A 23,522-nucleotide genomic window follows, 5' to 3' on the forward strand; every position below is an offset into this window, starting at 1 on the left:
CACATGATTCAGCCAATTATCCTTGCTGGTGGTTCCGGCACCCGTCTCTGGCCCGTCTCTCGTAAGAGTTACCCAAAGCAGTTCGTCGAACTGGATGGCGACAACAGCCTGTTTCAGAAAACAGTTGAACGTGTGGCCGAGCCTGGATTTTCGGCACCACTGATCGTGACGGGCGAAGACTACAGGTTCATTGCCCAACAACAATTGGCAGATGTTGATGCCGAAAAGTCTGAACTGATCGTGGAACCTGTTGGCCGCAATACCGCCGCTGCGGTTCTGGCAGCCGCGTTGCGGTACAAGGAAGAGCCGGAAACGATCCTGCTTGTCCTGCCCAGCGATCACGCGATCGAGGACGTGTCGGCATTTCGCCGGACTATGGTGCGCGCTGAAAAAACAGCCAAACGCGGCAAGATCGTCACCTTTGGGATCAAACCCGATCATGCCGCGACTGGTTTCGGCTACCTGAGGGTTGCGGGCGGGTACCAAGGGGCGTTGCTGATTTCTACGTTTGCCGAGAAGCCCGATGCTCAAACCGCAAAGGTCATGCTGGAAAGCGGTGACTGGCTGTGGAATGCAGGGATGTTCATGTTCAGGGTCGATACTGTGCTAAAGGCGTTTGAAGCGCACGCCCCTGAGATGTCTGCGCCGGTCGAAGCCGCGGTGGCTCTCGGTCAAAAGGATCTGGGTTTCTACCGACTCGATCAAAACGCCTTTTTTCGCTGTCCGAGCCTCTCGTTTGACCATGCGGTAATGGAGCATGTCGAAAAAGGTGTCGTAGCGTTTGAATTGGACTGCGGGTGGTCCGATCTGGGCAGTTGGAAATCGGTGAAGGATCAGGGGCAGCTGGATGAGGGGGCGAATGTCACTTCTGGAAATTCGACAGCCATTGATTGCCGCGACAGCCTGCTGAGGTCGGAAAACCCGGATATCAAGTTGGTCGGACTGGGTTTGAAGGACATCGTTGCAGTCGCGACCGACGATGGAATTCTGGTCGCGGACATGTCGCACAGTGCTGAAGTCGGCAAGGTAGTGGACGCGTTGCGCAACGAAGGCTCCGACCAGGCCGAGATGTTCCGCCGGTGCCATCGTCCCTGGGGTTACTACGAAACGCTGTCGCTGGGTTCTCGGTTTCAGGTCAAACGGATCATGGTTCTGCCTGGTGCCAAGCTGTCCCTGCAAAGCCATATGCACCGAGCCGAACACTGGGTTGTTGTCAGTGGTTCAGCAACCGTGACGGTTGGTGACAGAGTCAGCCTGCTTTCCGAGAATGAATCGACCTACATCCCGCTGGGTGCTGTCCATCGGTTGGAGAACCCGGGGAAACTGCCTTTGCATCTGATCGAAGTTCAATCCGGTTGTTACTTAGGCGAAGACGACATCGTGAGATACGAGGATATCTATGACCGTGTCGCTGTAGCTTAGATTCACTTGCACCACCCTCCTGAAGACTGGCCCGCGTGGATTTTCACGCGGGTTTTTTCTGTCGTATGGGTTTGATGACCATTCGTATATATCCGGCGTCATTTGCGCATTCCAGATAGTCTGCCGATACATTTATCAAAATTATCAGCGCGTTACCTTGGATTTAAATCGGAGGTAAATCTATGGAACTCAGAAAAATTACTCAGAAAGACGCCGAAATTGTCATACCGACGTCTTCGCAAAAACCCCGGATCAGTGTTGTCGGGCTGGGCTATGTCGGCGCTGTTTCAACCGCATGTTTGGCGTCACTTGGGCATCGGGTCGTAGGTGTTGACATCGACCCTGACAAAGTGAGCCAGATCGCGCGTGGAGAGAGCCCGATCCACGAAGAAAATCTTGGTTCAACTCTCAAGCAAGGCGTTCAAAAGGGGCTGATCTCTGCAACGGACGATCTGAGCGCAGCTGTACGTGAAACCGACGTTACCTTTGTGTCGGTAGGAACACCAACCGCTCCGGACGGGGGCTGCGACTATAGCTATATTGAACAGGCGGCTCGCTCGATGGCAGTTGGCCTTCGTCAGAAAGATGGATTCCACATCTTTGCCATGCGGTGCTCGATCCCGCCCGGAACCACGATGAACGTTTTGGTCCCGATCCTTGAGCGGCTTTCAGAAAAGAAGATGGGCCAGGACTTTGGGGTGTGCTTCAATCCTGAGTTTCTACGGGAAGGCGTCGCCATAGATGACTTCCACAACCCTCCGAAAACAGTGCTTGGCACCAACGATTTTCGCACGGCGGAAGTCATGAAGCGCATCTTCGCACCGGTTGATCCAGATCCTATTTTGACAACGGTCGAAGTGGCTGAGACGATCAAATATGTCGACAATGTATGGCACGCGACCAAGGTTTGCTTTGCCAACGAAGTCGGCCGCTTGTGCAAGCCGCTGGGCGTGGACAGCCACGCAGTTATGGATGTCTTTACCCAAGATACCAAACTGAACCTCTCACCTTACTATCTGAAGCCGGGCTTTGCTTATGGTGGCTCATGCCTGCCGAAAGAGGTGCGCGCGGTTACACACATAGCTGAAAAATTGGGTGTCGAACTGCCCATGATCGGCAACCTTGACCGCTCAAACCGGGAACAGATCGATCAAGCGACCGAGATGCTGCGAAAGACGGGGGCCAAGCGTGTTGGCGTTCTGGGGCTGGCTTTCAAACCCGGCACCGACGATCTGCGCGAAAGCCCTATCCTGGAAGTCATGGCCGAGCTCCATGCCGAGGGGGTGGAGTTGGTCCTGCATGATCCAGCGGTGACAAAAGAAACCCCTCTGAGCGGGTTGCAAGCCTACATGCATCACGCGGGCTCTGGCATTCGAACCCTCGCGGGTTCCATCAAGTCTATGCTTTGCGACAGCATAGAAGATGTAATGGAACAGGCCGAGGCTGTCATCGTCTGCCACCGCAACCCCGCTTATCAGAACGCCGTTTCCAGCAAACCAGAGATGCCGGTCGTGGATGTGGTGCGCTTGTTCCCCCAGAACCCGGTGAACCGTCGGATCGACGGCATCGGTTGGTAAATTTTTGCTCCAAATAGCTGAAAGTAAGAGGTGAAATGATGCCTGCGGTATCTTCAAATGTAATTTTAGGAACGGGTTTGTCTGATCAACTTGTTGGCGGAAGTGAGCAGGAGACCCTGGTAGGGCTTGCAGGAAACGATGAGATCCATGGGCAAGCTGGCGATGATGTGTTGCACGGTGACTATGCCGAGGCAAACTTGCTGGAAGGCACAGAAGGTGCTGTCAGTTTTTCCGACTACGCCGAGAACGGCGAATGGGGATTGGTTGATCTCGCAAACGGCCACCAGCAGATGGAGCAGCAGATTACGACCGAAGCGGGCGGGGTCTATGAACTGAACCTGGAGCTCGCGACAAATTTTGCTGCAGGTCGTTCTGGTGCTGCCGTCGAAGTGCTGGTCGATGGTGAGGTGGTGGCAGAGTTTTCTTCTCAAAGCGGTGCCTTCGGATCTCATTCCGTTCAATTCACAGCTGATGATGATCGCTCGACCATATCGATCAGATCGATTGATGTGTCAGGCAACGGTCCAACAATTGATATGTCCGGTCCTGCGTTTCACTATGACAAGGATATCGAGATTGGTGGGCAAACCGTGACGGTTTCCGCATTCGCCGATGGGCAATCAAATCTCTATCAGGTTCTAAATGGAACACTGCACGTGTTTGATGTCGAAACCCAAGCCTATGAAATGGCGGGCGTCGAGGGCACGGTCAATGTGAACTCAATGGGTTACAATACGGAAGACGACCTTCTGTATGCCATCGCAGTAGGCGACGGAGTGGATTCACTGGGGCAGGTGGTTAGCCGCTCTGATTTGGTGATGCTGGACGCCGAAGGGAATAGCTACCGTGTTGGCAGCACGCCATATCGGTCCTGGACCGGAGACTTTGATGATCAGGGAAACCTTTGGTCGTTTCAATCCAGTATGGACCGTATCGCAGTCATTGATGTTGATCAGGTCGATGTGGATGGAAACCCGGTAACCACAGTGTACAAGTTGCCATCCGATCTTGTGGATTTTAAAGTCTACGATGTTGCGTTCGACGCGGCCTCACAGTCGTTCTACGGTGTCTCTCGCCCAAGTTCCGAAGGTGCAGCTACGGTTATGTTGATCGTCGACATCTCTTCGGGCGAACCCGAATTTCGAACGGTTTCAGTCACATCGACAGTGATCAACGGCGAAGTCCTGAGCGGAGTCCCGTTGATGACTTTTGGGGCTGCAATCATTGACGCAGATGGAAACCTGTTTGTTGGTGGTAACTCAGGCGATCACGACATGGATGACTCGACACCTGCAACAGGCGCCATTTTCCAGGTTATCGTAGATGATGTGACGGGTGACGCCAGCCTGCACCTTATCGAAGAAGCTCCGAAATCGTATTCGAATGATGGTGCCGCCGACCCGACAGCAACCAGTCCGTTTGCGCCCGTCGATTTGGATGCAAGCGTTTTGGTTAAGGATCTAACACTGGTCGCGACCACCGAAGGCGCGTTGAGCTACGATGATGACCTTTCGGGCAATGAAGGTAGCGATGCCCTATACGGTGGGATTGGCACAGATACCCTGACGGGTGGTAGTTCAGGGGACGTGCTCGAAGGGGATGACGGCAACGACCTGCTGCACGGTGGAGCCGGCGTCGGCGCCAACAGCGGCATTGTCTCGCAATATGACGAAGACGGTGTGCGGTACGACCAGTTTGGCAATGTTCTTACAGAAGACGACGACGCGTTGTTCGGCGGGCAGGGCGACGATCACCTGATGGGCTCGGCTGGGCACGACATGCTGGATGGTGGGATCGGCAATGATATTTTGGACGGTGGTTCAGGCTTTGACATTCTTATCGGTGGATTGGGCGATGACACACTCCGCGGTGGATCCGAAGCTGACACATTGCGAGGTGAAGACGGCCAAGACGTTATGGACGGTGGCTCTGGCAATGATGAGATGTTCGGTGGCATAGGCAACGACCAAATCGACGGCGGATCGGGTGCGGACGTCCTGAATGGTGGCGATGGGAACGATAGTTTGTCAGGCGGTTCTGGCGATGACATTCTGTCTGGAGATGACGGAAACGACACGCTGTCTGGAGGATCTGGCAACGATGACCTGAATGGCGGTGTGGGCGATGACAGCCTCTCAGGGGGCTCCGGTAGTGATACCGTGATAGGTGGTCTCGGCTCTGATACTTTGGACGGTGGTTCCGGAAACGACACCTTAGCTGGCGGCGAGGGTTCCGACACGCTGAAGGGCGGTTCCGACGATGATGAGTTGATCGGTGGCGCCGGCAACGATTATCTCAATGGCTCCAGCGGTGACGACGCTTTGGACGGAGGTTCAGGGAAAGATCGGCTTTATCTGGGTGCCGGGGACGATCAGGCCACTGGCGGTGCAGATGCAGACAGGTTCGTTTTCCGCGGTGAGGACCTGGACGGGTCGACCGATACGATCACTGACTTTTTGATAAGCGAGGGGGATGTGCTGGATCTGCGTGGTCTCAACCTTGATAGCGGTGGTGCTGACACGTTGGATTGGTTCAACGCCAACTCCGAAATCGTGGACGGAACCGATGTGTCCATCGCATTGTCAGCCGATACCACGCTGATCCTTGAAGGCGCAGCTGCGGATTACGATCAACTTTATGACTACTTCCTATTCTGAGGTCCCAACCTCTGGACCCGGGTCACTCGAATCCTGCATCCCGCGCGATGAGAGCAGCCTGGGTCCGGTTTTTTGCATTCAGTTTCTTGCAAAGCGTCCGCACGTGTAGCTTGATCGTAACTTCTTGAAGATCCAACTCGCGCGCGATTTCTTTGTTGGATTGCCCTCGGCACAATCCACGCAGAACCTGTTTTTCCCGCTGGCTGAGCTGACGGGAAAAATCGCTTTCTCTGACGTCACCATCCATGCTTAGAACGCTGGCTGGGACGAAGGTTTCACCAGCGATCATAAAGCGCACCGCGTTGACCAGGGATTTGGCGCCCATAGTCTTGGGCAAAAAGCCAACGGCACCCATTTCAACCGCTTGCTGCGCTATTTTGTTTGGCGCGGTTCCGCTCAATATCGCAAAAGCCTGCTCAGGGAATTGGCGGATTGCATCGGACAGCCCGTCGATCCCGTTCATGCCCGGCATTTCAAAGTCCAAGAGGACAAGGTCGAATGGATCTTCGGATGACAGTGTTTTCATTGCGGCCATGTAGTCGGGCACTGCTACGACAGCCGCGCGCCCCTCGGTTTCGAGGTAGGAGGAAATCGTGTCACGAACCAACCCGTGATCATCAGCCAGTAGAATCCGCATCGATATGGGTGACCTTGAACAATTGCTTTGATCCGGTTTTACCGCACCCGGTATAGTTGAACCATGCAAAGGGTTACTATTCGCCAAAATTTGTGAAGCCATGTTGTTTCCCTAGACTCTTGCTTTGTCACACTGGCCGGCTTGATTTCTTGACCAACGTTGCGCTGACTTTGATGGCATGAATGGGGAATGCGAATGCGTGCAAATTAGGTTGATGATCTGACCTTTGGCGCGCTGACCTATCCTAAAGTATAGCGGTCTATCCTTTTCCACCTGAGACTGTTTCCCGGACCCATGTCAAAACCCATTAGACAAAGTCGCAACTTCCAACGGACACAATCTCGCATGTTCAAAACACTCAAATCATTTTGTGTCATACTTGTCGTATCACTTGGTACATCGACACTTGCGGAAGAAGTCATCCTCACAGTTTCTGGCGATGTGGGTCCCAACAACGGTCAGAACACTTGGGCATTTGACAGGAAGGCCCTTGAGGCGCTGCCTAGTCAGTTAATCGAAACAACGACGATCTGGACCGAAGGTATGCAAAGCTTTGAAGGCGTTTCCCTTGACGTGTTATTGAACCATGTTCAGGCGGAAGAGGGGACCATACGAGCGGTGGCTTTGAACGACTACGCCGTCACCATTCCAACCAGCGATGCAATAGAAGGTGGCCCGATTGTCGCCTACTCGCGCAATAGCCGGGCAATGTCGGTTCGCGACAAAGGACCTTTGTGGATCATTTACCCTTACGATGCTAACGAAGCGTATCAGTCCGAAGAAATTTATGCCCGCAGCATTTGGCAACTCAATCGCTTGGAGGTTGTTGCGCAATAGGATCCAAGGAGAAGGCCATCGATACACAAGAGCTTTTCGTCAACATGAAGAGATGGCCGATATTTGCGTTCATAGGCTTGCTGTTTGCAGGCCTTTTGATCGTATTTTCGCTGGGGCGTGAGGTTAAGTCAGACCTCGATGCCCTGGCTACTTCCAAAACGGACAACGTAAGCTGGCTGATGTCCCAGCTCGAAGTCGAGCTTCTTAGGCTCGAGGTCGCGGTTATCGATGCTTCGAAAGACTCAGGCGTTGACTTGGCGGCCGTCCGGAATCGTTTCGATATTTTCTACAGCCGTGCGGATACTCTGTCGGGCAGCGCGCTGTTTTCATTCTTGCGAGAGGACACGGCGGCACAATCCGCCCTGCGGGCAACCGAAGACTTCAAATCCCGGCTGATCCCGTTGATCGATGGGCCAGATCGTCAATTGCGCGCGGGGCTTTCTGAGTTGCGAACCCAAATCCAGACACTGCGCCCCCAAATTCGTGAACTTGCGCTTGGCGGAATTCAGGGATTTGCGCAGGAAAACGCAAGCCGACGTGCTGAGTTGGCCGGAACGCTGATCCGATTGGCTTCATCGCTCGTCGTGCTTTTCGTCGCGTTGCTTTTGGCATTTGCAATCCTCGTGAAATTATTTCGGCAGGGGCAGTTATTGGCGCGCCAAAGCCAGTCGGCCAGCAATCGGTTTGAGGCGGCCATTACATCTTCATTGGATGCGGTTCTGGTCGTCGACACGTCTGGTCGAATCCTGGAGTTCAATGGCGCTGCCGAAGATGTATTTGGATATAGCCAAGCCGAAGCAATCGGCGCTGATATGGCCGAACTCATCGTTCCTGAGCACCTGCGTGACCTCCACAGAAAGGGTATGGCGCGATTTCTGGAGACTGGGGAGCAAAAGGTCATCGGCGCTGGTCGTGTGAGGCTGGAGGGTCTGCGCAAATCGCAAGAGACCTTTCCGGTTGAGCTGTCGATTTCCCTTGCCGAAACCGACGGAGAGCGGGTTTTTGTGTCGTTTCTTCGCGATATCACCGAGGAGCTTAAGGCCGAGGAAGATTTGCGTGCTGCAAGAGACAAAGCGCAGGAAAGTGAGCGGGCCAAGTCTGATCTTTTGACCGTGATGAGCCACGAGATGCGTACTCCGTTGAACGGAATACTCGGGTCTGCCGAACTGATTGACCATAGCAACCTGACAGACCGGCAAAAGCGGCATCTTCATTCAATCGAAGTGTCCGGTAAGCTATTGCTGTCGCATGTAACCGATGTGCTGGATTTCTCTCGGCTGGGTTCCGGCAATGCTTTGCGTGACAAATCCAATTTTGATTTATGCAAAGTCGTGAGGGAGGTGGCGGATAGCCTCGCAGCAAATGCCGACGCGCGTGGCAACGATCTGAAGGTCGATGTTCTATCTGAGGAGCTTTGCGAGGTTCTTGGATACAGAACGGCGCTGCAGCAATGTCTCGTGAACCTCCTGGGCAATGCAATCGAGTTTACGCGAGGCGGCTCAGTCTCCATCGAAGTTGAAAGACTTCAGCACAACGACTTGGTCGAGTTTCGCGTTGCAGATACCGGGGTGGGGATATCACCGGAATACCTGGATGTTATCTTCGATGAATTTGTCACGATCGATACTGCCTTTGCGCGAGATAAAAGCGGAACAGGATTAGGACTGGCTATCACCAAAAGGCTCGTTGAGGCGATGGGAGGCGACATTTCCGCTGAAAGCGTGCTCGGCGAGGGAAGCCTGTTCTCCGTGCGGTTGCCTCTGCCAGCATCCAGACCTGAAATGGCGCGCGAATTGAATACTTCCGAAACGCCACAGGCAAGCGTTCGGCAAGGTTTGAAAGCACTGGTGGTGGACGATAACGCAATCAACCGGATGATCTTGACCGACATGCTTGCGGATATTGGTTTTGAGGTCGCCGAAGCCGAAAATGGATATGCTGCCTTGGAAAAGCTCAGCGCGGAGCCTTTCGACGTCCTTCTTCTGGACATTAGCATGCCTGGTATCGATGGCATCGAAACACTCGGCAGAGTTCGCGAACGGAATGTCGAGTGGTGCAATTTGCCAGCTATTGCGGTCACGGCCCATGCAGCCCCCAAAGATCACGAGGCCATACTGGCGGCTGAGTTTCAGGGGTTGCTGGTTAAACCCGTTTCATTGGCGGCTTTACAGTCAGAACTGTCTAAAGTTGTGAAGGTGCAAAGGGTTGAGGTTATGGAGGCAGACAATGACTTCAGGATTCGATTTGGAGAGGACAAATTCCGTGAAGCTTGCAGGGAATTGAACAGCGAAGTTGTTGGTCTTATTGACAGTCTCAATAATTCCAATGAGTTAAATGACACACATAGGCAAGCGGCGCATAAACTATGTGGCTCTGCTGCTATACTCGGGCAAAACGATTTATGGTCCAAGTTGAATGAGATTCAAAACTGCAATTCGCAGGAATGGGACGACGAGAAGGCTACTTTCTTGAGGGATTTGCAGTACGAAGCCAAACGTTGTCGTTGAAGTTCAATTCGCTGGCTACGGCCGACTATTCTCCCATTTGCATCCCCAGCTTTATGTGAAGTCAGGAAAAACCGGCCAATTCGACCATGCGTTCTATTTTTATCGCAAGAGCTCCAAAGATTCAGATCGCAATGAGACATACAAAAATGGTGATATGGACATCTCAGCGGGCAAGCGTCGCTGAAACTGATCCCGGGCTACCAGAGAACCAAATCGGATAATATCGACCATTTGCGCGGGCCGTAGCATCGGTCGCACTGGGACTTTCTGACGCCTTCGCCGCTCGATGCAGGAATGCTTGCTTTCAGGAATCGCTGCCATTCACATCATCGTCCACAAATGGCCGCGAAACGGGACGGAGCGGACTTTCGCTGAAAACACACGAAAGTCCGTTTCGACGACGACCGCCCTGCACAACCTGTTGAACCAAATTGATTACTATGAACCCAATTCTCTTGCCAAAAACGGCTCGGGGCTGTCCGTCTCTTCCAGACCTTTATCTGTGACAAGCCAAAACCGATTGCCGACATTTCGTAAAAAGCTGCGGTCGTGACTAACAAGCAAACATGAAGCGCCCTGTGTGATCAATTCATCCTCGAGAGCCTCTTGTCCTTCAATGTCTAGATGGTTCGTCGGCTCATCAAGCAAATAAAAATTCGGATTTCTGAGCCGCAGTATCAGCATCGCCAAGCGCGCCTTTTGCCCCCCAGACAGCGCACCGATTTTGGTGTCTTGCATTTGTATGTTCACACCCGCGCCAGCCAGAACGCTACGCGCGCGTTGATCACCAATGTCAAATTGCCCCGTAACAGCGAGCATCGGTGTGTCGCTGTTCGAAAGCTGGCTCAGATGCTGGTCTGAATAGGCAGACACAACCGAAGGGGCACATTTGACCGCCCCGCCATTCCCCGAGAGTGCGCCTTGCACCATCTTTATCAATCGGGTCTTGCCGGTGCCATTGGCCCCCAGAAGCACGATGCGGTCCCCTGGCAAAACCCATTTCCGCCCGGTCTTGTACAATAAGCGACCGTCAGGCGTTTCAACCCGTGCGTCATCTAATGTGACCAGAGCTTTGGCATGAGTGCCGCTATTGACCAATCTGATATCACCGGCGCTGCGTTCGTAATGGGCCGGTTTGGCAGTCGCTTCAATCTGCGCCGCGCGATCATTTAGCTGTTTGGTTTTGGTCACCAGAAGATCAGACCCGGAATTGATGCCGATGTTCTTCAGCTTCGCCGCCTGCTTGCGTAGCTGCTGCGCTTTGTTCAAGTCATTGGCGAACCGCCGTTCGTCGGCAGCATCCGCTTCATCAAGTGCTGCTCGTGCTTCCGAAAATGGGAGTGAAAAAACACGTGACCTTTTCGCGCGCAAAAACAGTGTTTTGTTGGTGGTCGCATCAAGAAATGCGCGATCATGCGACGTCACTACAACGGGCACTTCACGTGGCAAGGCAGCCAACCAGTTCTGGAGCAAGCCTATACGATGCAAATCCAAATGATTGGTTGGTTCATCCAGCAATAGAATACCTGGCTCCTGAATCCAGGCGGCAGCCAACAATGCAGTCCTTTGCCACCCGCCGCTCAATTCGTTGAGCAGACGATGCTGCAACTCATACGGAACACTCAGATCACCAAGCACAACATCTACACGCCAGCTTTCGTATTCTGCCTGCTCGGCAGGAAGGGCGCCAAGCACCCACTCATAGAGCGTCTTGGTATAAGCGCGTTCCGGCACATATTGGGTCACATATCCCACCCGCAAACCGCGCGCCCGGACGATACTCCCGTTGGTCTGTTCGGATTGACCGGCCATGAATTCCAAAAGTGTTGTCTTGCCGCGCCCATTTGCGGCAACCAATCCAATACGATCACCCTTGGAAATTGTCAGGCTCAGTTCATCGAAAAGGACGTCGCCACGGATTGCGCTCAAAGCGTTGATGTTCATCACAGTCATCGGAGTCTCTGCTCATAGAAAGAGGTGCCGCGATGCGGCTTAGGGCAGGCCGATAGAAGGGTTGTTTCTCGGGCCCGCCCTGTAAACGCATTTACAGGGCGAAGCGGGGACCATGCTGAAGTCGGCGGATGATACGCATGTTCAGCTTGTGCCCTCCCGTTGTAGATTGTGACTGTGTGCTGAGACCTTAAGAAACAACTCCCGTCTCAGCAAGCGGCTCGATAAGAAAAGCAGATGTTTGCCGCATCGCCAAAAATTGTAGGTATAGGTGTCTCCCGACACCTTCGCCGCGAGATCCATGAACGTCCGCTCCGGGATGGAGCGCCTTTCGCGGCTCGGCGCACGAACTGGCAAGACGCGGACAAAGTGAGCATCCGTTGCGACTGCACAAATGTCTTCTGTTGTCACATTTGGCGTAACGCCATGCCTGCTGCACTCAACTGCAGGCACCACCTTTGCGACCGTCTCGAGTAAGAAAGCAAAGCTCGTCCCAGAACGTGGCCATCTGAGCGATTGCCATGGACCAGTTTACTTTCCCTGTCGCGTACCCATATGCGACCGCTACTACGGCTGCCTTTGCAGCAACTGTGCGTGCATCTCGTGAATCGTCCTCACCTTGGCCTAGCAGTGGGCTTACTTGATTTTGCCCCCAATTCAGGCGAATATCGTCTTCGATTGCGTACCCACCAGCATCATTTCCGATCACGTCTGCATTGGACAAATCCCAGCCCCAATTTGGGTTAATTGTGGGATACTGCTCAGTGGCGAACCGGTTATTTTGACCCAAATGGCGCTCTGAGGGCAAATCGAAACTAAAACCAGACGATTTAGTGGTTTGGTGAGTATTGGCCATCCCATCAGCGTGGTTGAGTGTTTGCGAAACAGATGCGTGAACATTGTGTGCAAACCCGCGTTGGCCATGGTCACGCAACGGGCCAGCCGTGGACATTCCGGCACTTGCGACTAGCGCGAACACCGTAGCGGATGCAATGATTGCCTTTTTCATCTCTTAGCTCCTTCCAGTTAAGCATGTTTGATACACTGTATGTGCACTCAACATGGCAATCTGCCTGTCGGATTTATTGTGCTGGTACGTCAAGGTTTTGAGAAAAGGCTTCAAATCGACGCCCGTTTGCTTCGCCTTCCGCAATGGGGGACTTCAATCAGGTTAACATTGGTTTCGCTGCAGACATCCGCGAAACTGGATAGTTGGAAGTCGGAAACGGACAAAAAGCCGACATTGTGACAAAGTACAATATCAGAAAGAAAGGGCTCCCCGGCGCCTTCGCCGCTAAATCTATGAACGACCGTTCCGGGGTGGAGCGCCTTTCGCGGCGTAGCGCACGAACTGGCTAGACGCGGGACAAAGCCGCCATCCAGCAACCGTAGTTAAATGACCGCTTCTTTCTGAGTTTGGCTAGCATTGCTACCCGCTGATCATGCGAACTAGTGTTCTGTCGCGGTCAATCAGGTGGTGCTTGAGTGCCGCTGCGATGTGCAGACCAAGTGTTATCGTAACGACGTAGGCGGCGATTTTGTGCACGATGCGTGTGGTCCCGGCGATCCCGTCCACTTTGCCGACAGCAGGTATCGTGAACAGTCCGAACACATCCGACGGAATGCCAGAGTAAAGCGCCAATATCAGGCCGGAAACTGGCATCACGATAATCCCCACCAACAAAACAACGTGACTGACCTTGGAGGCGGTTTCCTGCGCCTTTGGCATGTCTGCAACCGGCTCGGCAAAGCCTTGCAAAGCGCGATATCCGACACGCCATATGGCCAGAACCAACACAACAACACCGATGGCTTTGTGGGTTGCTATTAGTGGCAGTTTTTCGGCAATTCCAAGCCACCGTAGGCAAGGTAGAACCCAAACCCCAACATGCTTATAAACAGGATGGCGAAGAGCCAATGATTGATACGAGAGACAAAACTATAGGTTGTCATGGCGTAGTCCTTCTGGGCGTTGTAGATGCCAGGATGCGTTATCTGACGACGCATCGCGGCAAAGCTCTTACGCGTCTTCTGCTTCGTTCCGCGTCATGATGATTTCGCGCGTGATCTGCCACCGGCCATCCTCAAACACGAAGTCAATGCTGAGCGAGATGAGCTGATAGCGTCCGGTGGCGTCATTCTTGCGGCTGACAACGATGTGGCCATGCGTATCGTCAGCTTCGACGAGATGGTATTTCACCCACGGATTATCGTCTTTCAACGCACCCATGTTTTCCTTGATGAACGCCATGAACCCGTTCTTGTCGTTGCGCATCAACGTTCCGTCGTTCAAGAGAACATAGGTCTGCATGTCGCGGTGATAGAGGTTGCCCAGAACCTCGAATGAGTGTCCGGAGACGCCATGGATCAGCCCGTCCAGTGTGTCTTTGACGGCGGCTGCATTCGCGTGATTTTCGGTCATAGCCATTGTTGGCTTCCTTTCGGATATTCGTTTTTCAGGGGGGAAGGTTTGCCGGGTTATTCGGTGGCGTAGTTGCTGAACATATCCAGCACGATCTGCCATGGACCGTCTTCGTTCTCGCGCTCAAGGACGTAGATGTACGACCCTTCAAGCTGGAAGCCCTGGCTTTCGACCGCCGCCTTGGTCACGCCTTTCATGACCGCCTGTGTGCCATCATCAGAGATGAACAGGTCTTCAATGGTGTGTGACAGCTCGCCTTTGTTTTCGCTCATGAAGGTGATTGTCTGACGTGGTACACCGTCGCGACCCTGGGCCGGGCGAGTTGCGGGCGCGATCCAGAATGCGTCTTCGTCATAAAGGGCAATCAACCCCGCTGCGTCATGTGATGCGGCCAGTTCATTGAATCGCTCATTGAATTCGATCAGGCTTTCGCGGGCGTCGGCTTGGGCCTGAGTTTCAGCAAAAGCGGGCAGCACCAAAGAAGCAACGATAGCAAGAGTAGAGAGGGCGGATGTCAAGCGCATGAGCTTGTCCTTTCAAGTTTGTATTGTGATTTTAGGGAGTTAAAGGAAAGCTTGCCTTATGCGGCGCGTGTTCCTCGGATTGGATAGTTGTTTTCAGGGTTGCGGATGAACCGAAGACCGCCAAGTAGGGTTTTCAGATCGGGACGGGCAAATGGCGCGTTCGAGATATCTGTTACCTGCACCTGACCATCGGCATTGACAACGAAGATACCGGGCTCTGCGAAGGGGCGATCTGTTTCTTGCGCAGATCGAGGATCAGATACGTAAAGGCCAAGCTCGTGCATCTGATCACGGCTCAACCCATAGCCGACCGGGTAGCTTGGCTGCACCAGAGCAATCTGATCAGTCGCTTTGGCTTCAGGATCAGCGGAAACCGCCACGACATCTACGCCAAGAGCATTAAACTCGGGCAGCAGTGTCTCCAGCTCCTTCAAGTAAGTGGTGCACATTGGGCAATGCTTGCCGCGATATACGACAACCATTTGCCAATCATGCCCCCCTTGAGGAAAGCCAAGTGTCAGATCGCCGCCACCCAACTTGGCGACTTTGAGTGCTGGAAACTGAGAGCCAGCAGGTGTTTTTTGTGATGACATTTTGTAGTCCTTGCGTTTTGTTATGATCGTTATAAAATACATCCGAACCGAAGCGTCAAGGATTTTTGTAATGAACGTCACAAAAAAAGTCGGGCGGCCCAAAACCTTCGACCGCAACGAGGCACTTACCAAGGCAATCGGGGTGTTCTGGAAGCAGGGCTATGAAGGGGCGTCAATGAAGCTGCTTACGGACGAGATGGGGATCAACAGCCCCAGTCTCTATGCTGAGTTTGGTGACAAGCGCGGTCTCTATCTCGAAGCCATTAACAGCTATGCGACAAACGACGCTTGCACGCCTTTGGTCGCTCTGGAAACTATCGCCGACATTCGCGCTGCCGTCCGCGCATTTTTTGATGCAGTCATCGACTACTCGACGCACCATGCCAGCGGCGCAAAGGGATGCTTTCTTGTCTCGTGCGTAGCGACAAGTGCGGGGCATGTTGATGGGACCGCCGAAATGCTACGGGATGCCATAACGTCAACGGATCAACGCATCAAAGCGCGCTTCGATCATGAAATTAGGGTCGGCAAACTGCCCCAGAGCTTCCCAAGCGCAGATCGCGCCAAGCTGATGTTCGACCTTCGGCAAGGCATGGTATTCCGCGCGCGCGCGGGTTTCGAAGATGCTGACCTTGCAGGCGACATCGACAAATACGTCAGTTCTGTTCTGGCAAATCCCTAGAGCTGACTTTGGTGCAAAGCGCAGCATTGGTTAGAGTGGGCTCGCAGTCAGATTTCGCGGCGTGGTGTCTCGACGCCAGCTGTCGATGCGCGAATGTCGGTGCATCCGCAAAAACAGCTAAATCTCAGTTGCGTAGCCCACTAGGCAAATCGCAGGTTCAGAACCGCCTTCATCGTCAGTGACGCTGCATCGGCATCACCCGGTGGGATTGGGTTGATCGCCAAGGACGACCCGGGCTGATGTCGAGGATCGATCATGTCGAGTTTGAATGTTCAAGGATTACCTATGCAAAGTTGTTTGAAGGTTCGCGTGAGCACGAGGAAGAACTCACAGGTCATTTGCAAGAACGCTTAGCGCCGGAACGGCTGTGCAAGTTCGATCTGGACAACGGTTGGATGTTGACGGCGTTCAACTCGCCGACCCGCTATGAACGAGATCAAGCTTCCATCTAAGCTTACCACACGACAATAGGTCGGGCACCGAGAGTCAGAGAGCCACCTCCGGGTTGGCTGGTCGACCATCAGATCGCGCCTCTAACCGGACTTTGGTCCAACCCTCTCTATCGGAGCTGCTGATCGTTGTTGCGCATCGCAATTGTCAATCCCACAAGACCTCGGTTTGAAATTCTCTCAAATGCGCCCGGCGGAGGTTAGGCTCGCAGTCGACCGTGGAGACAGCACAGCATCGACCAAAAACAGGCCACGATATCCTCGTGAACGGCCCAAAGAGCATCACAATGACTCGTTTCCCACCGATGAACCAACAATCCTGTTGATTCAATGGGAGGGTCCAATGGACGTTCACTTTCACCCGGAGGAATAGTTCCAGAGTTCAAATGGAGGAGCATGTGCCCCTCCATACTTATTCAAACCTTAGTTCGGACATTGGTGCATGGTGCGGCATCGGTCAAAATGAGTTCGATGCTGACGCCGGAGCGATCATGGCATCTTGTCGACTGCCCCAGGTCGGGCAGGTGTGAACGGCCCATTCCGGACGTTGTCCGCAACTCGAAGTGCTGCGACACAGAGATCTTCAAAATAATATTTGATCCAATTGCATGTTCTTTCTGCTCACACAGGCGCGACGGGCTGTTAACGGACCATGGACACATCTCTTTTCCGTTGCGCGTCCCGGATCAGCGCCGCCAATCGGTAAAACCCATGTGCCATTTTTGTGTAGGGCGTCAGCAGGAAGAAGGTCAGGACCGATCCGAGGTGGATGGCCAGCAGTGCGGGCATCAGAGGCGTTGAACCGAGGGCATAGAGAACCAGCCCGCTGAGCCCCACAAACCCGAGCAACAGGATGAAGCCGATATCCCCACCCCAGGCCGACGGATCGCCGAGGTCTCGGTCTGACTTTTGCTTGAGCAGCGCCATCGCACCGCACCCCACCGTCAGCAGCAGCCCCCCGGAAATCCCGAACAGTTTCGGCAACGACCAGAACCCGTAAGGCGCGTGCAATCCGAAGACATAGTGCATGATCGTCGCCACCGAGGTCGACGCAAAGCATAGCAGGAAGCCATACATGATGACGTGGTGGATGTGGCGTCGGCCCTGACTGAAACGGTCTTCGTCCTCGAAGTTACAACCCTCGCTATGGCCTGCGGCCAGATCCTGCATCTTGCCCGCACGTTTGAGCGCAGCCGTCAAATCAGACATTTGGATGGGTTTGCCACCAACCTCTGCCCAATACCGCCTCAGGCTGAAGACGATACTGAACAGAGGCAGCAGGAATGCAGGCGCAAAGATCGCGACCATCGCGTTATGCGACAGGACGGCATAAAACCCTTCGCCTCCGCTGGAACCGATGGCGCGGACCGCCCAGAACAACAGGGCAAATCCGATCACAAGCGCCAGGGCGATGGCCCCACCATGGGTGTGGAACCGGCGTGCCAGCGGCTGCGGCCAGGCGAAGCTTTCCCAACTGTCGCGCCGCACCTCGGCCAGCGCCTTGGGCAGGTTCAGGTCAAACGCGTGCGGGGCGGTGTACTGACAGGCGTAGTAACAGCCCCGGCAGTTGTGGCACAGGTTGGCCAATTGCGTGATGTCCCCATCCGAGAACGCGCGCTCTGCGTGCAGCGACGGGAAGACCGAGCAATAGCCCTCGCAATAGCGGCAGGCGTTGCAGATCTCGGCCTGGCGGCGAGCTTCCTGAATAAGATCAGTTTGCATAAGCGGCGGCCTCTCGTCCTGCGATGCGTCCAAAAACCGTTCCGATGGTCATGCCAAAGCCCGCCAGATAACCTTGCCCAAGGATGGACCCGGCCATCGTTTCCCCGGCAGCCCAAAGGTTTTTGATCTTACCGCTGGACGTCGAGCATTGGGCCGTCTCGTCAACCTTCAACCCAAGATAGGTAAAGGTCACGCCGGTCCGCAGCGAGTAGCCATAAAACGGCGGTTCGGTAATTGGGCGCGCCCAGTTGGTCTTGGGCGGGATCAGGCCCGAGGTCGTCACCCCGTCCAGTTCGGTCGGATGAAACCCGTTGGTGTCGCCGCAGGCGGCGTTGAATGCGCTGACGGTTGCTTTCAGTTTCTCCGCGGGCAGGTCCATCATCCCGGCCAATTCGTCCAACGTGTCCGCCTTTAGCGGAGGGAACACGGACGGCATGAACAGGTTCAGCGACTTGGTGTCGATGATGGCATATCCCACCTGATCCGGCTGCGCCGCCACCAAACGGCCCCAGATCGCGTAGCGTTTGGGCCAGACGTCTTCGCCCTCGTCATAGAACCGCTCGGCATGTTTGTTCACGACGATGGAAAACGGAACGCAGTCCAGACGGGAGACGATGCCGCCGTCGAATTTCGGCGCGCGCCCGTCGATGGCAACGGCGTGGCATTGGGTCGGGTCGCCGACGCTTTCTACTCCTTGGTCCAGCAGATCAGACAGGACCACGCCTCGGTTGTACGGCGTTCCCCGGATCAGAAAGTTCTTGGCGGGCTCGCCCCAAGCGCGGGTCAGCCAATCCGTATCCGCCTGAAACCCGCCCGAGGCAACGATGACCGCCTTGGGTGTGATCCGATGAGACTGGCCTTCATAGGTGTAATCGACCCACTCGATCTGATCGCTGTTCAGTTCCAGATGCGTCACAGCGGCCTCATACAGCACATCTACACCCAAACCTGCCGCCGCCCGGTAATAGGCATTCACCAGAGATTTGCCGCCCCCCATGAAAAACGCATTGGTCCGTGCCAATGACAATGTGCCGGAAAGCGAAGGCTGAAACCGGACCCCGTGCTCTTCCATCCAAGGAAGGCATTCTTCCGACGTTCGGATCGCGAGGCGGGCAAGATGTTCATCGGTTTTACCGCCGGTGACTTTCAGCAGATCCGAGAGGTATTCGTCTTCGCTATATTCCTCGACCAATGGCCCCAAAGGTGTCTTGTGCATGCAGCGAAAATTGCGGGTATGGCGGGAGTTTCCGCCGCGATAAGGTTTTGGCGCCGTTTCAAGGATCAAAACGTGCGCGCCGGCCTCAGCGGCAGTCATCGCAGCGCAGAGAGCCGCATTGCCGCCACCGATCACAGCAATATCGTAAGCTTCCTTTGGGGTGGCCATATCCTGTCTACCTATTGATTATCGTCGATTGCGCGGTCACGTTCCTGCAACGCGCGGATGCGCATCCGCTGCGCAGCCTGAATATGCGCGCGCATCTCTGTCTCGGCCGCTGCGCCATCGCGGGACTTCAAAGCCGCCATGATGCGCCGATGCTCGGCCACTGCGGCCTCGGCGCGGTCGCTATCCAGCAATTGCGAGGGACCCAGGATCAATAGCGCCTTTTGCAAGGAGAGCATGGATTTTGCCAGAAACCGGTTCTTGGCCGCATCCAGCAACGTCGCGTGAAAGATCTTGTTGATTTGGGCCGCATCGGGGCCAGTACCCGCCTCGGCAAGCCGGTCGTTCAGAACCTCAAGCTCATCCAGTTCGACATCAGACGCCGCGCGGGCTGCCAGACGGGCCGCTGTCCCTTCAAGCACCGCGCGCATCTCATAGAGTTCCATGACCTCAGCGTAATCCAGACTGCGCACGGTGGCACCTTGCCGTGGCACATGCGTGACCAGCCCGTCGGCCTCCAACTGCCTTATCGCCTCGCGTACCGGGGTACGGCTGATGCCCAACCGTTCCGAGAGCTCAATCTCACGCAGCCGGTCGCCGGGCAGAAGAGTGCCCTCGCGAATCTCGTCCAGCAGGCGCTGATACGCAGAATTGCCTTGTGGGCCAGGTTGTAACGGGGCGTCTTGGATCGTCATCTCGGGCTCTCTTGTCATTTTGCGTCCAATTGTATACATATGGATACAATGTAAGTCAACGAAGCTGGAACGCTTACCTTGCACAGCCAAACCGATACCCCCTCTCTTCTGACGAAACGGGCCGTCACGCTCGGCCTGGCGGTGTTGGGCACTGGGGTATTTTGGGCGCTAAACCTGCCGCTACCTTTTCTGTTCGGGCCAATGAGCGCATGTTTGATTGCAGCTCTTGCGCACGCACCGATGGAAGGCTTTGGACAGGTCTCGGTTGCCGCCCGCACTATACTGGGCGTGGCGGTAGGGGCATCGATTACGCCGGCTCTGTTTGCTGAATTGCCAAAAATGGCCGCGTCAATTGCGCTGATCCCGTTCTTCATCCTTCTGATCGCGCTGGTAGGTGTGCCATTCTTTCGCAAATTCTGGGGCTTTGACGCCACAACGGCTTTCTACGCAGCCATGCCGGGCGGTTTGCAAGACATGATCATCTTTGGCACTGAGGCGGGGGCCAATCCGCGTACCTTGTCCTTGATCCACGGTACGCGCGTGCTGATCATCGTGACGTTGGCCCCCTTGTTCCTCACCGTGTTCTATGATGCCCAACTCACCAATCCGATTGGCGAGCCCGCGCACAACCTACCAATACATGAATTGGCGCTGATGGTTCTGTCCGCCATTATCGGCTGGAAAGGCGGGGAGCGGATCGGCTTATTCGGGGCGTCAATCCTTGGGCCAATGATCCTGACTGCAGCCTTGTCACTGGGCGACTTCATTCATACCCGGCCGCCTCGCGAGGCCATCCTTGCAGCGCAGTTTTTCATTGGCTGCGGAATTGGTGTGAAATTCGTAGGTGTCACATGGGTCGAACTACGCCGGGTAGTGGCAGCGGGCTTCGCCTATGTCATTGTCCTTGCCGTCCTGGCAGCCGCTTTCACCGCCGTTGTCACCACCTTGGGACTGGGCCAACCTGTCGAGGCGTTTCTGGCCTTCGCGCCCGGTGGGCAGGCAGAGATGACGGTGCTGGCCATCGTCTCGGGCGCGGATTTGGGTTTTGTGATCACCCACCATCTGACAAGGATCGTGTTGGTGATCATTGGTGCGCCCATCGCCGCAAATCTTATTCTGCTTTGGTCCAAACCTCGAGGTTGATCATGTGGATCGGAGCGCCTTCGGCATAGGCGTTCACCTGATCGAAAATATCCGCGAATTGCAGGTCGAACTCGTCCTCTGTTACGAAGCCGATATGCGGTGTCGCGATCAGGTTGGGATGCGACAACAAAGGATCGGTTGGATCGGTCAGTGGCTCAGTATCGAACACATCAATCGCCGCTTTGCCTGGGCGACCGGCATTCAGCGCCTCAAGCAAAGCACCAGGTGCGATCAGCCCGGCTCGTGAGGTGTTCACAAACAGCGCCTCCGACTGCATCTGCGCGAAATCCGGTGCGGTGATGATCCCGCGTGTGTCAGGTTTCAAGCGCACATGGATTGAGACGACATCGCTGCAGCCAAAGAACGCTTCACGGCTGGGCGCGACCTGTGCGCCATCCGCCTGCGCACGTGCCCGGCCTTCCTCAGACGACCACCAAACAACATTCATCCCGAACGCCTCGGCATAGCCCGCAACCGCGCGGGCAATCCGGCCGTAGCCGTAGAGCCCGAGCTGACGGCCACGCAGCGTCTTGCCCACGCCCGCCTGCCAGTGCCCTGCTTTGACCGAGGCCGTTTGTGCGGGCAAGTCTCGCATCCCGGCCATGATCAGTGCCCAAGTGAGTTCGGCTGCGGCGTAGGACGGCGTCCCACCATGCATGTTCGAACACAACAACACGCCGTGATCTGTGCAGGCTTCGACATCGACATGAGGATAAACGCTGCGCTGGCTGATCAGTTTCAGGTTCGGTAATTTCTCCAGCAAGGCGCGGGTGACTTTGGTACGTTCGCGGAACAGGATAAGCACCTCTGCGTCCTGCAGTCGCTCGGCCAGAGTGTCAGTGTCTTCGACATGATCCGTCCATACCGTCACCTCATGACCGGTGAGTTTCTCAAAGCAAGGCACGCCACGCAGCGTGTCAAACCAGTCATCAAGAATGTGGACCTTCATCGGCTTTCAATACCTTGCCCGGTGGTCAGCTTTCTTGGGGTTGGCACAAAGTGCGGCGCGTCGAGGGCGGCCAGCGCGTTCCGGACGCGTTCGCTTTGGTCCAGCAGATGGTTGAACTGCTCATCGCACCCGGCGATCGGTGTCGGATACTCTGCCATGTCCCGCCGCAAGACCGCTTGCGCCAGCTTAAGTTCCTGACGCGCGATATCGAGGCATTCCGAGTAGTCGTCCATCGTTATCTCCCATTTGTATACTATAGTATACCTTATAGGCGACACCCGATCAACTCCCGTTCCAAACAGATTGCGGCACATAAACATGCCCGTCCGCCAACTTACGTGCGGTCCGCACTAAGCCCGCCGCGTTCACGGAGAACCCGTCGGTGGTGGTGAAGTCCACCAGCACCTCGATATTGCCCGAGGCGTGTTCCAGTACGACCTCAGCCGGGCTTGTCGTAGGGCGATCCAGCAAACCATCCGCAACGGTTCCGGGTGTTAAAGCGCAAGACGCCATGCATTGCGCCCCGGTGACGGCCATGGTCGGGTGGGTTTTCCACGGCATGAAATACCGCACCGCAAGCGTTCCGCCCTCTCTGGCAGGCGCGATTAGGCCGAATTTGGGTGTCACTGACTTGGACACATCCCCCATGCCCATCCGCTGCCCCGCTTCGATCCGAACAGCCTCCATCTGATCAAAAAAAGCTCGGTTAGCGTCCAATTCCTCAGCGCTTTCATAGCCCGTCAACCCAAAGTCTGCAGCGCGGGCAATGGCCATCGGCATGGCGACATCCATGCAAGTCAGTTCAATGCCCTTAACTGTATCGTGCAGGTTGCCCGTGGGCAGGAACGCTCCGGTGGCCGAGCCCACCACGCCCATAAAGCTCAGTTGAACAGGCGCGGAATGGCCGGGAACGCCAGCGATTTCCACATCGCCCTCATAGGTCAACTCGCCCCCGGGGGTACTTACTTTGGCCACCACCCGAGCCTCTGTATTGACGGCCCGAATGCGGATCTCGGTCTCATTGCCCTGCGGCTTGAACAGCCCCATTTCGATTGCAGCAGGTGCAACGCCAGACAGGATATTGCCGCAGGTGGGTTTGAAATCGACCAGCTTGTCCTCAACCGAGACCTGCGCGAAGAAATAGTCGATATCGGCCCAGTCATCCTCGCTGACCGAAAGCATCGCGACCTTTGTGGTCACCGCCGCGCCGCCGCCGATGCCGTCGATGTTCAGCGACTGCCCGGACCCAAGAGCGGCGATCAGCACCTCGGCCAGCGCGTCCAGATCCTCAGGCAAATCCGAGCGGCGGAAAGACGGGCCTTTCGACGTGCCGCCACGCATCAAGATATAAGGGATTGCGGTTTGAGTCATTTTG

Annotated in this window: 21 protein-coding genes; 8 read left to right on the forward strand and 13 right to left on the reverse strand. The window is 55.1% G+C overall.

Translation table 11 applies throughout. The annotated features are described in order from the left end of the window. Positions 1 to 3: 3 nt before the first annotated feature. From RA27_RS10680 to RA27_RS10690, 3 genes are all read left to right on the forward strand, one after another. The gene (locus tag RA27_RS10680) at positions 4 to 1,422 is read left to right on the forward strand and encodes a mannose-1-phosphate guanylyltransferase/mannose-6-phosphate isomerase (RefSeq protein WP_039539015.1); all 1,419 of its coding nucleotides are present in this window, start codon (positions 4 to 6) and stop codon (positions 1,420 to 1,422) included. 182 nt (positions 1,423 to 1,604) lie between these two features. After that, positions 1,605 to 2,999: a UDP-glucose/GDP-mannose dehydrogenase family protein gene (locus RA27_RS10685; protein ID WP_193746504.1), complete on the forward strand. Its 1,395-nt coding sequence runs from the start codon at positions 1,605 to 1,607 to the stop codon at positions 2,997 to 2,999. A gap of 77 nt (positions 3,000 to 3,076) precedes the next feature. Then, entirely contained in the window at positions 3,077 to 5,656 is a 2,580-nt protein-coding gene (locus tag RA27_RS10690; protein ID WP_275451358.1) for a calcium-binding protein, read from the forward strand. 22 nt (positions 5,657 to 5,678) lie between these two features. Here the strand turns inward: RA27_RS10690 and RA27_RS10695 are convergent, their stop codons facing one another. Next, on the reverse strand, positions 5,679 to 6,293 hold the full coding sequence (locus RA27_RS10695; RefSeq protein ID WP_039538376.1) for a response regulator transcription factor: 615 nt from the start codon (positions 6,291 to 6,293) through the stop codon (positions 5,679 to 5,681). A gap of 345 nt (positions 6,294 to 6,638) precedes the next feature. Here RA27_RS10695 and RA27_RS24695 point away from each other — a divergent pair, with 345 nt between their 5' ends. Beyond that, positions 6,639 to 7,130, forward strand: coding sequence for an oxidoreductase (locus RA27_RS24695; RefSeq protein ID WP_039538379.1), 492 nt, complete (start codon positions 6,639 to 6,641; stop codon positions 7,128 to 7,130). 44 nt (positions 7,131 to 7,174) lie between these two features. Continuing rightward, positions 7,175 to 9,637 carry an ATP-binding protein gene (locus RA27_RS10705; protein ID WP_039538382.1) on the forward strand — a complete coding sequence of 821 codons (2,463 nt, stop codon included), beginning with the start codon at positions 7,175 to 7,177 and terminating at the stop codon, positions 9,635 to 9,637. Between the two features lie 438 nt (positions 9,638 to 10,075). Here RA27_RS10705 and RA27_RS10710 read toward each other — a convergent pair whose 3' ends face one another. From RA27_RS10710 to RA27_RS10735, 6 genes are all read right to left on the reverse strand, one after another. Then, positions 10,076 to 11,590 (reverse strand): ABC-F family ATP-binding cassette domain-containing protein, encoded by a 1,515-nt coding sequence (locus RA27_RS10710; RefSeq protein ID WP_039538385.1) that lies wholly within the window; start codon positions 11,588 to 11,590, stop codon positions 10,076 to 10,078. Between the two features lie 436 nt (positions 11,591 to 12,026). Continuing rightward, a complete protein-coding gene (locus RA27_RS10715; RefSeq protein WP_039538387.1) occupies positions 12,027 to 12,596 on the reverse strand; it encodes a hypothetical protein in 570 nt (189 codons plus the stop codon). Between the two features lie 420 nt (positions 12,597 to 13,016). Further along, entirely contained in the window at positions 13,017 to 13,505 is a 489-nt protein-coding gene (locus tag RA27_RS10720) for a cytochrome b (RefSeq protein ID WP_082025100.1), read from the reverse strand. 102 nt (positions 13,506 to 13,607) lie between these two features. After that, positions 13,608 to 14,015 carry a hypothetical protein gene (locus tag RA27_RS10725; RefSeq protein WP_152610693.1) on the reverse strand — a complete coding sequence of 136 codons (408 nt, stop codon included), beginning with the start codon at positions 14,013 to 14,015 and terminating at the stop codon, positions 13,608 to 13,610. A gap of 50 nt (positions 14,016 to 14,065) precedes the next feature. Then, the gene (locus RA27_RS10730; protein WP_039538393.1) at positions 14,066 to 14,533 is read right to left on the reverse strand and encodes a nuclear transport factor 2 family protein; all 468 of its coding nucleotides are present in this window, start codon (positions 14,531 to 14,533) and stop codon (positions 14,066 to 14,068) included. A gap of 56 nt (positions 14,534 to 14,589) precedes the next feature. Next, a complete protein-coding gene (locus RA27_RS10735; RefSeq protein ID WP_241484048.1) occupies positions 14,590 to 15,228 on the reverse strand; it encodes a peroxiredoxin-like family protein in 639 nt (212 codons plus the stop codon). Between RA27_RS10735 and RA27_RS10740 the strand changes: the two genes are divergently transcribed. Beyond that, positions 15,197 to 15,808, forward strand: coding sequence for a TetR/AcrR family transcriptional regulator (locus tag RA27_RS10740; protein WP_052265258.1), 612 nt, complete (start codon positions 15,197 to 15,199; stop codon positions 15,806 to 15,808). The genes RA27_RS10735 and RA27_RS10740 overlap by 32 nt on opposite strands. Before the next feature lie 239 nt (positions 15,809 to 16,047). Then, complete coding sequence (locus RA27_RS10745) at positions 16,048 to 16,260, forward strand: hypothetical protein (RefSeq protein ID WP_039538396.1); 213 nt, start codon at positions 16,048 to 16,050, stop codon at positions 16,258 to 16,260. Positions 16,261 to 16,899: 639 nt separating this feature from the next. On the opposite strand, the gene tcuB is transcribed toward RA27_RS10745, so the two are convergent. The 3 genes from tcuB to RA27_RS10760 are packed head-to-tail and all read right to left on the reverse strand — an operon-like array spanning position 16,900 to position 20,055. Beyond that, positions 16,900 to 17,979, reverse strand: a complete 1,080-nt coding sequence (gene tcuB, locus RA27_RS10750; RefSeq protein ID WP_039538398.1) for a tricarballylate utilization 4Fe-4S protein TcuB — start codon at positions 17,977 to 17,979, stop codon at positions 16,900 to 16,902. Continuing rightward, positions 17,969 to 19,363 (reverse strand): FAD-dependent tricarballylate dehydrogenase TcuA, encoded by a 1,395-nt coding sequence (tcuA, locus tag RA27_RS10755; RefSeq protein ID WP_039538402.1) that lies wholly within the window; start codon positions 19,361 to 19,363, stop codon positions 17,969 to 17,971. The genes tcuB and tcuA overlap by 11 nt, the downstream gene beginning before the upstream one ends. 11 nt (positions 19,364 to 19,374) lie before the next feature. Continuing rightward, positions 19,375 to 20,055: a GntR family transcriptional regulator gene (locus RA27_RS10760; RefSeq protein ID WP_039538405.1), complete on the reverse strand. Its 681-nt coding sequence runs from the start codon at positions 20,053 to 20,055 to the stop codon at positions 19,375 to 19,377. Positions 20,056 to 20,133: 78 nt separating this feature from the next. Between RA27_RS10760 and RA27_RS10765 the strand changes: the two genes are divergently transcribed. Further along, on the forward strand, positions 20,134 to 21,198 hold the full coding sequence (locus RA27_RS10765) for an AbrB family transcriptional regulator (protein ID WP_193746505.1): 1,065 nt from the start codon (positions 20,134 to 20,136) through the stop codon (positions 21,196 to 21,198). Here the strand turns inward: RA27_RS10765 and RA27_RS10770 are convergent. Genes RA27_RS10770 through RA27_RS10780 form a run of 3 tightly spaced genes read right to left on the reverse strand, consistent with a single transcriptional unit; the run spans position 21,167 to position 23,518 of the window. Continuing rightward, entirely contained in the window at positions 21,167 to 22,147 is a 981-nt protein-coding gene (locus tag RA27_RS10770) for a D-2-hydroxyacid dehydrogenase family protein (RefSeq protein WP_039538408.1), read from the reverse strand. The genes RA27_RS10765 and RA27_RS10770 overlap by 32 nt on opposite strands. Continuing rightward, a complete protein-coding gene (locus RA27_RS10775; RefSeq protein ID WP_039538412.1) occupies positions 22,144 to 22,380 on the reverse strand; it encodes a hypothetical protein in 237 nt (78 codons plus the stop codon). The genes RA27_RS10770 and RA27_RS10775 overlap by 4 nt, the downstream gene beginning before the upstream one ends. A 49-nt stretch (positions 22,381 to 22,429) precedes the next feature. After that, the gene (locus RA27_RS10780) at positions 22,430 to 23,518 is read right to left on the reverse strand and encodes a 4-oxalomesaconate tautomerase (RefSeq protein WP_039538415.1); all 1,089 of its coding nucleotides are present in this window, start codon (positions 23,516 to 23,518) and stop codon (positions 22,430 to 22,432) included. Between the last annotated feature and the right edge of the window lie 4 nt (positions 23,519 to 23,522).

The organism is Ruegeria sp. ANG-R (assembly GCF_000813985.1).
In the GTDB taxonomy this organism is placed as follows: Bacteria; Pseudomonadota; Alphaproteobacteria; order Rhodobacterales; family Rhodobacteraceae; genus Ruegeria.

Coding starts and splice junctions, on each gene's coding strand:
- RA27_RS10680 (WP_039539015.1), top strand. CDS start 4: ATGATTCAGCCAATTATCCTTGCTGGTGGTTCCGGCACCCGTCTCTGG.
- RA27_RS10685 (WP_193746504.1), top strand. CDS start 1,605: ATGGAACTCAGAAAAATTACTCAGAAAGACGCCGAAATTGTCATACCG.
- RA27_RS10695 (WP_039538376.1), bottom strand. CDS start 6,293: ATGCGGATTCTACTGGCTGATGATCACGGGTTGGTTCGTGACACGATT.
- RA27_RS24695 (WP_039538379.1), top strand. CDS start 6,639: ATGTTCAAAACACTCAAATCATTTTGTGTCATACTTGTCGTATCACTT.
- RA27_RS10705 (WP_039538382.1), top strand. CDS start 7,175: ATGAAGAGATGGCCGATATTTGCGTTCATAGGCTTGCTGTTTGCAGGC.
- RA27_RS10710 (WP_039538385.1), bottom strand. CDS start 11,590: ATGACTGTGATGAACATCAACGCTTTGAGCGCAATCCGTGGCGACGTC.
- RA27_RS10715 (WP_039538387.1), bottom strand. CDS start 12,596: ATGAAAAAGGCAATCATTGCATCCGCTACGGTGTTCGCGCTAGTCGCA.
- RA27_RS10725 (WP_152610693.1), bottom strand. CDS start 14,015: ATGGCTATGACCGAAAATCACGCGAATGCAGCCGCCGTCAAAGACACA.
- RA27_RS10730 (WP_039538393.1), bottom strand. CDS start 14,533: ATGCGCTTGACATCCGCCCTCTCTACTCTTGCTATCGTTGCTTCTTTG.
- RA27_RS10740 (WP_052265258.1), top strand. CDS start 15,197: ATGAACGTCACAAAAAAAGTCGGGCGGCCCAAAACCTTCGACCGCAAC.
- RA27_RS10745 (WP_039538396.1), top strand. CDS start 16,048: ATGTCGAGGATCGATCATGTCGAGTTTGAATGTTCAAGGATTACCTAT.
- tcuB (WP_039538398.1), bottom strand. CDS start 17,979: ATGCAAACTGATCTTATTCAGGAAGCTCGCCGCCAGGCCGAGATCTGC.
- tcuA (WP_039538402.1), bottom strand. CDS start 19,363: ATGGCCACCCCAAAGGAAGCTTACGATATTGCTGTGATCGGTGGCGGC.
- RA27_RS10760 (WP_039538405.1), bottom strand. CDS start 20,055: ATGACGATCCAAGACGCCCCGTTACAACCTGGCCCACAAGGCAATTCT.
- RA27_RS10770 (WP_039538408.1), bottom strand. CDS start 22,147: ATGAAGGTCCACATTCTTGATGACTGGTTTGACACGCTGCGTGGCGTG.
- RA27_RS10775 (WP_039538412.1), bottom strand. CDS start 22,380: ATGGACGACTACTCGGAATGCCTCGATATCGCGCGTCAGGAACTTAAG.
- RA27_RS10780 (WP_039538415.1), bottom strand. CDS start 23,518: ATGACTCAAACCGCAATCCCTTATATCTTGATGCGTGGCGGCACGTCG.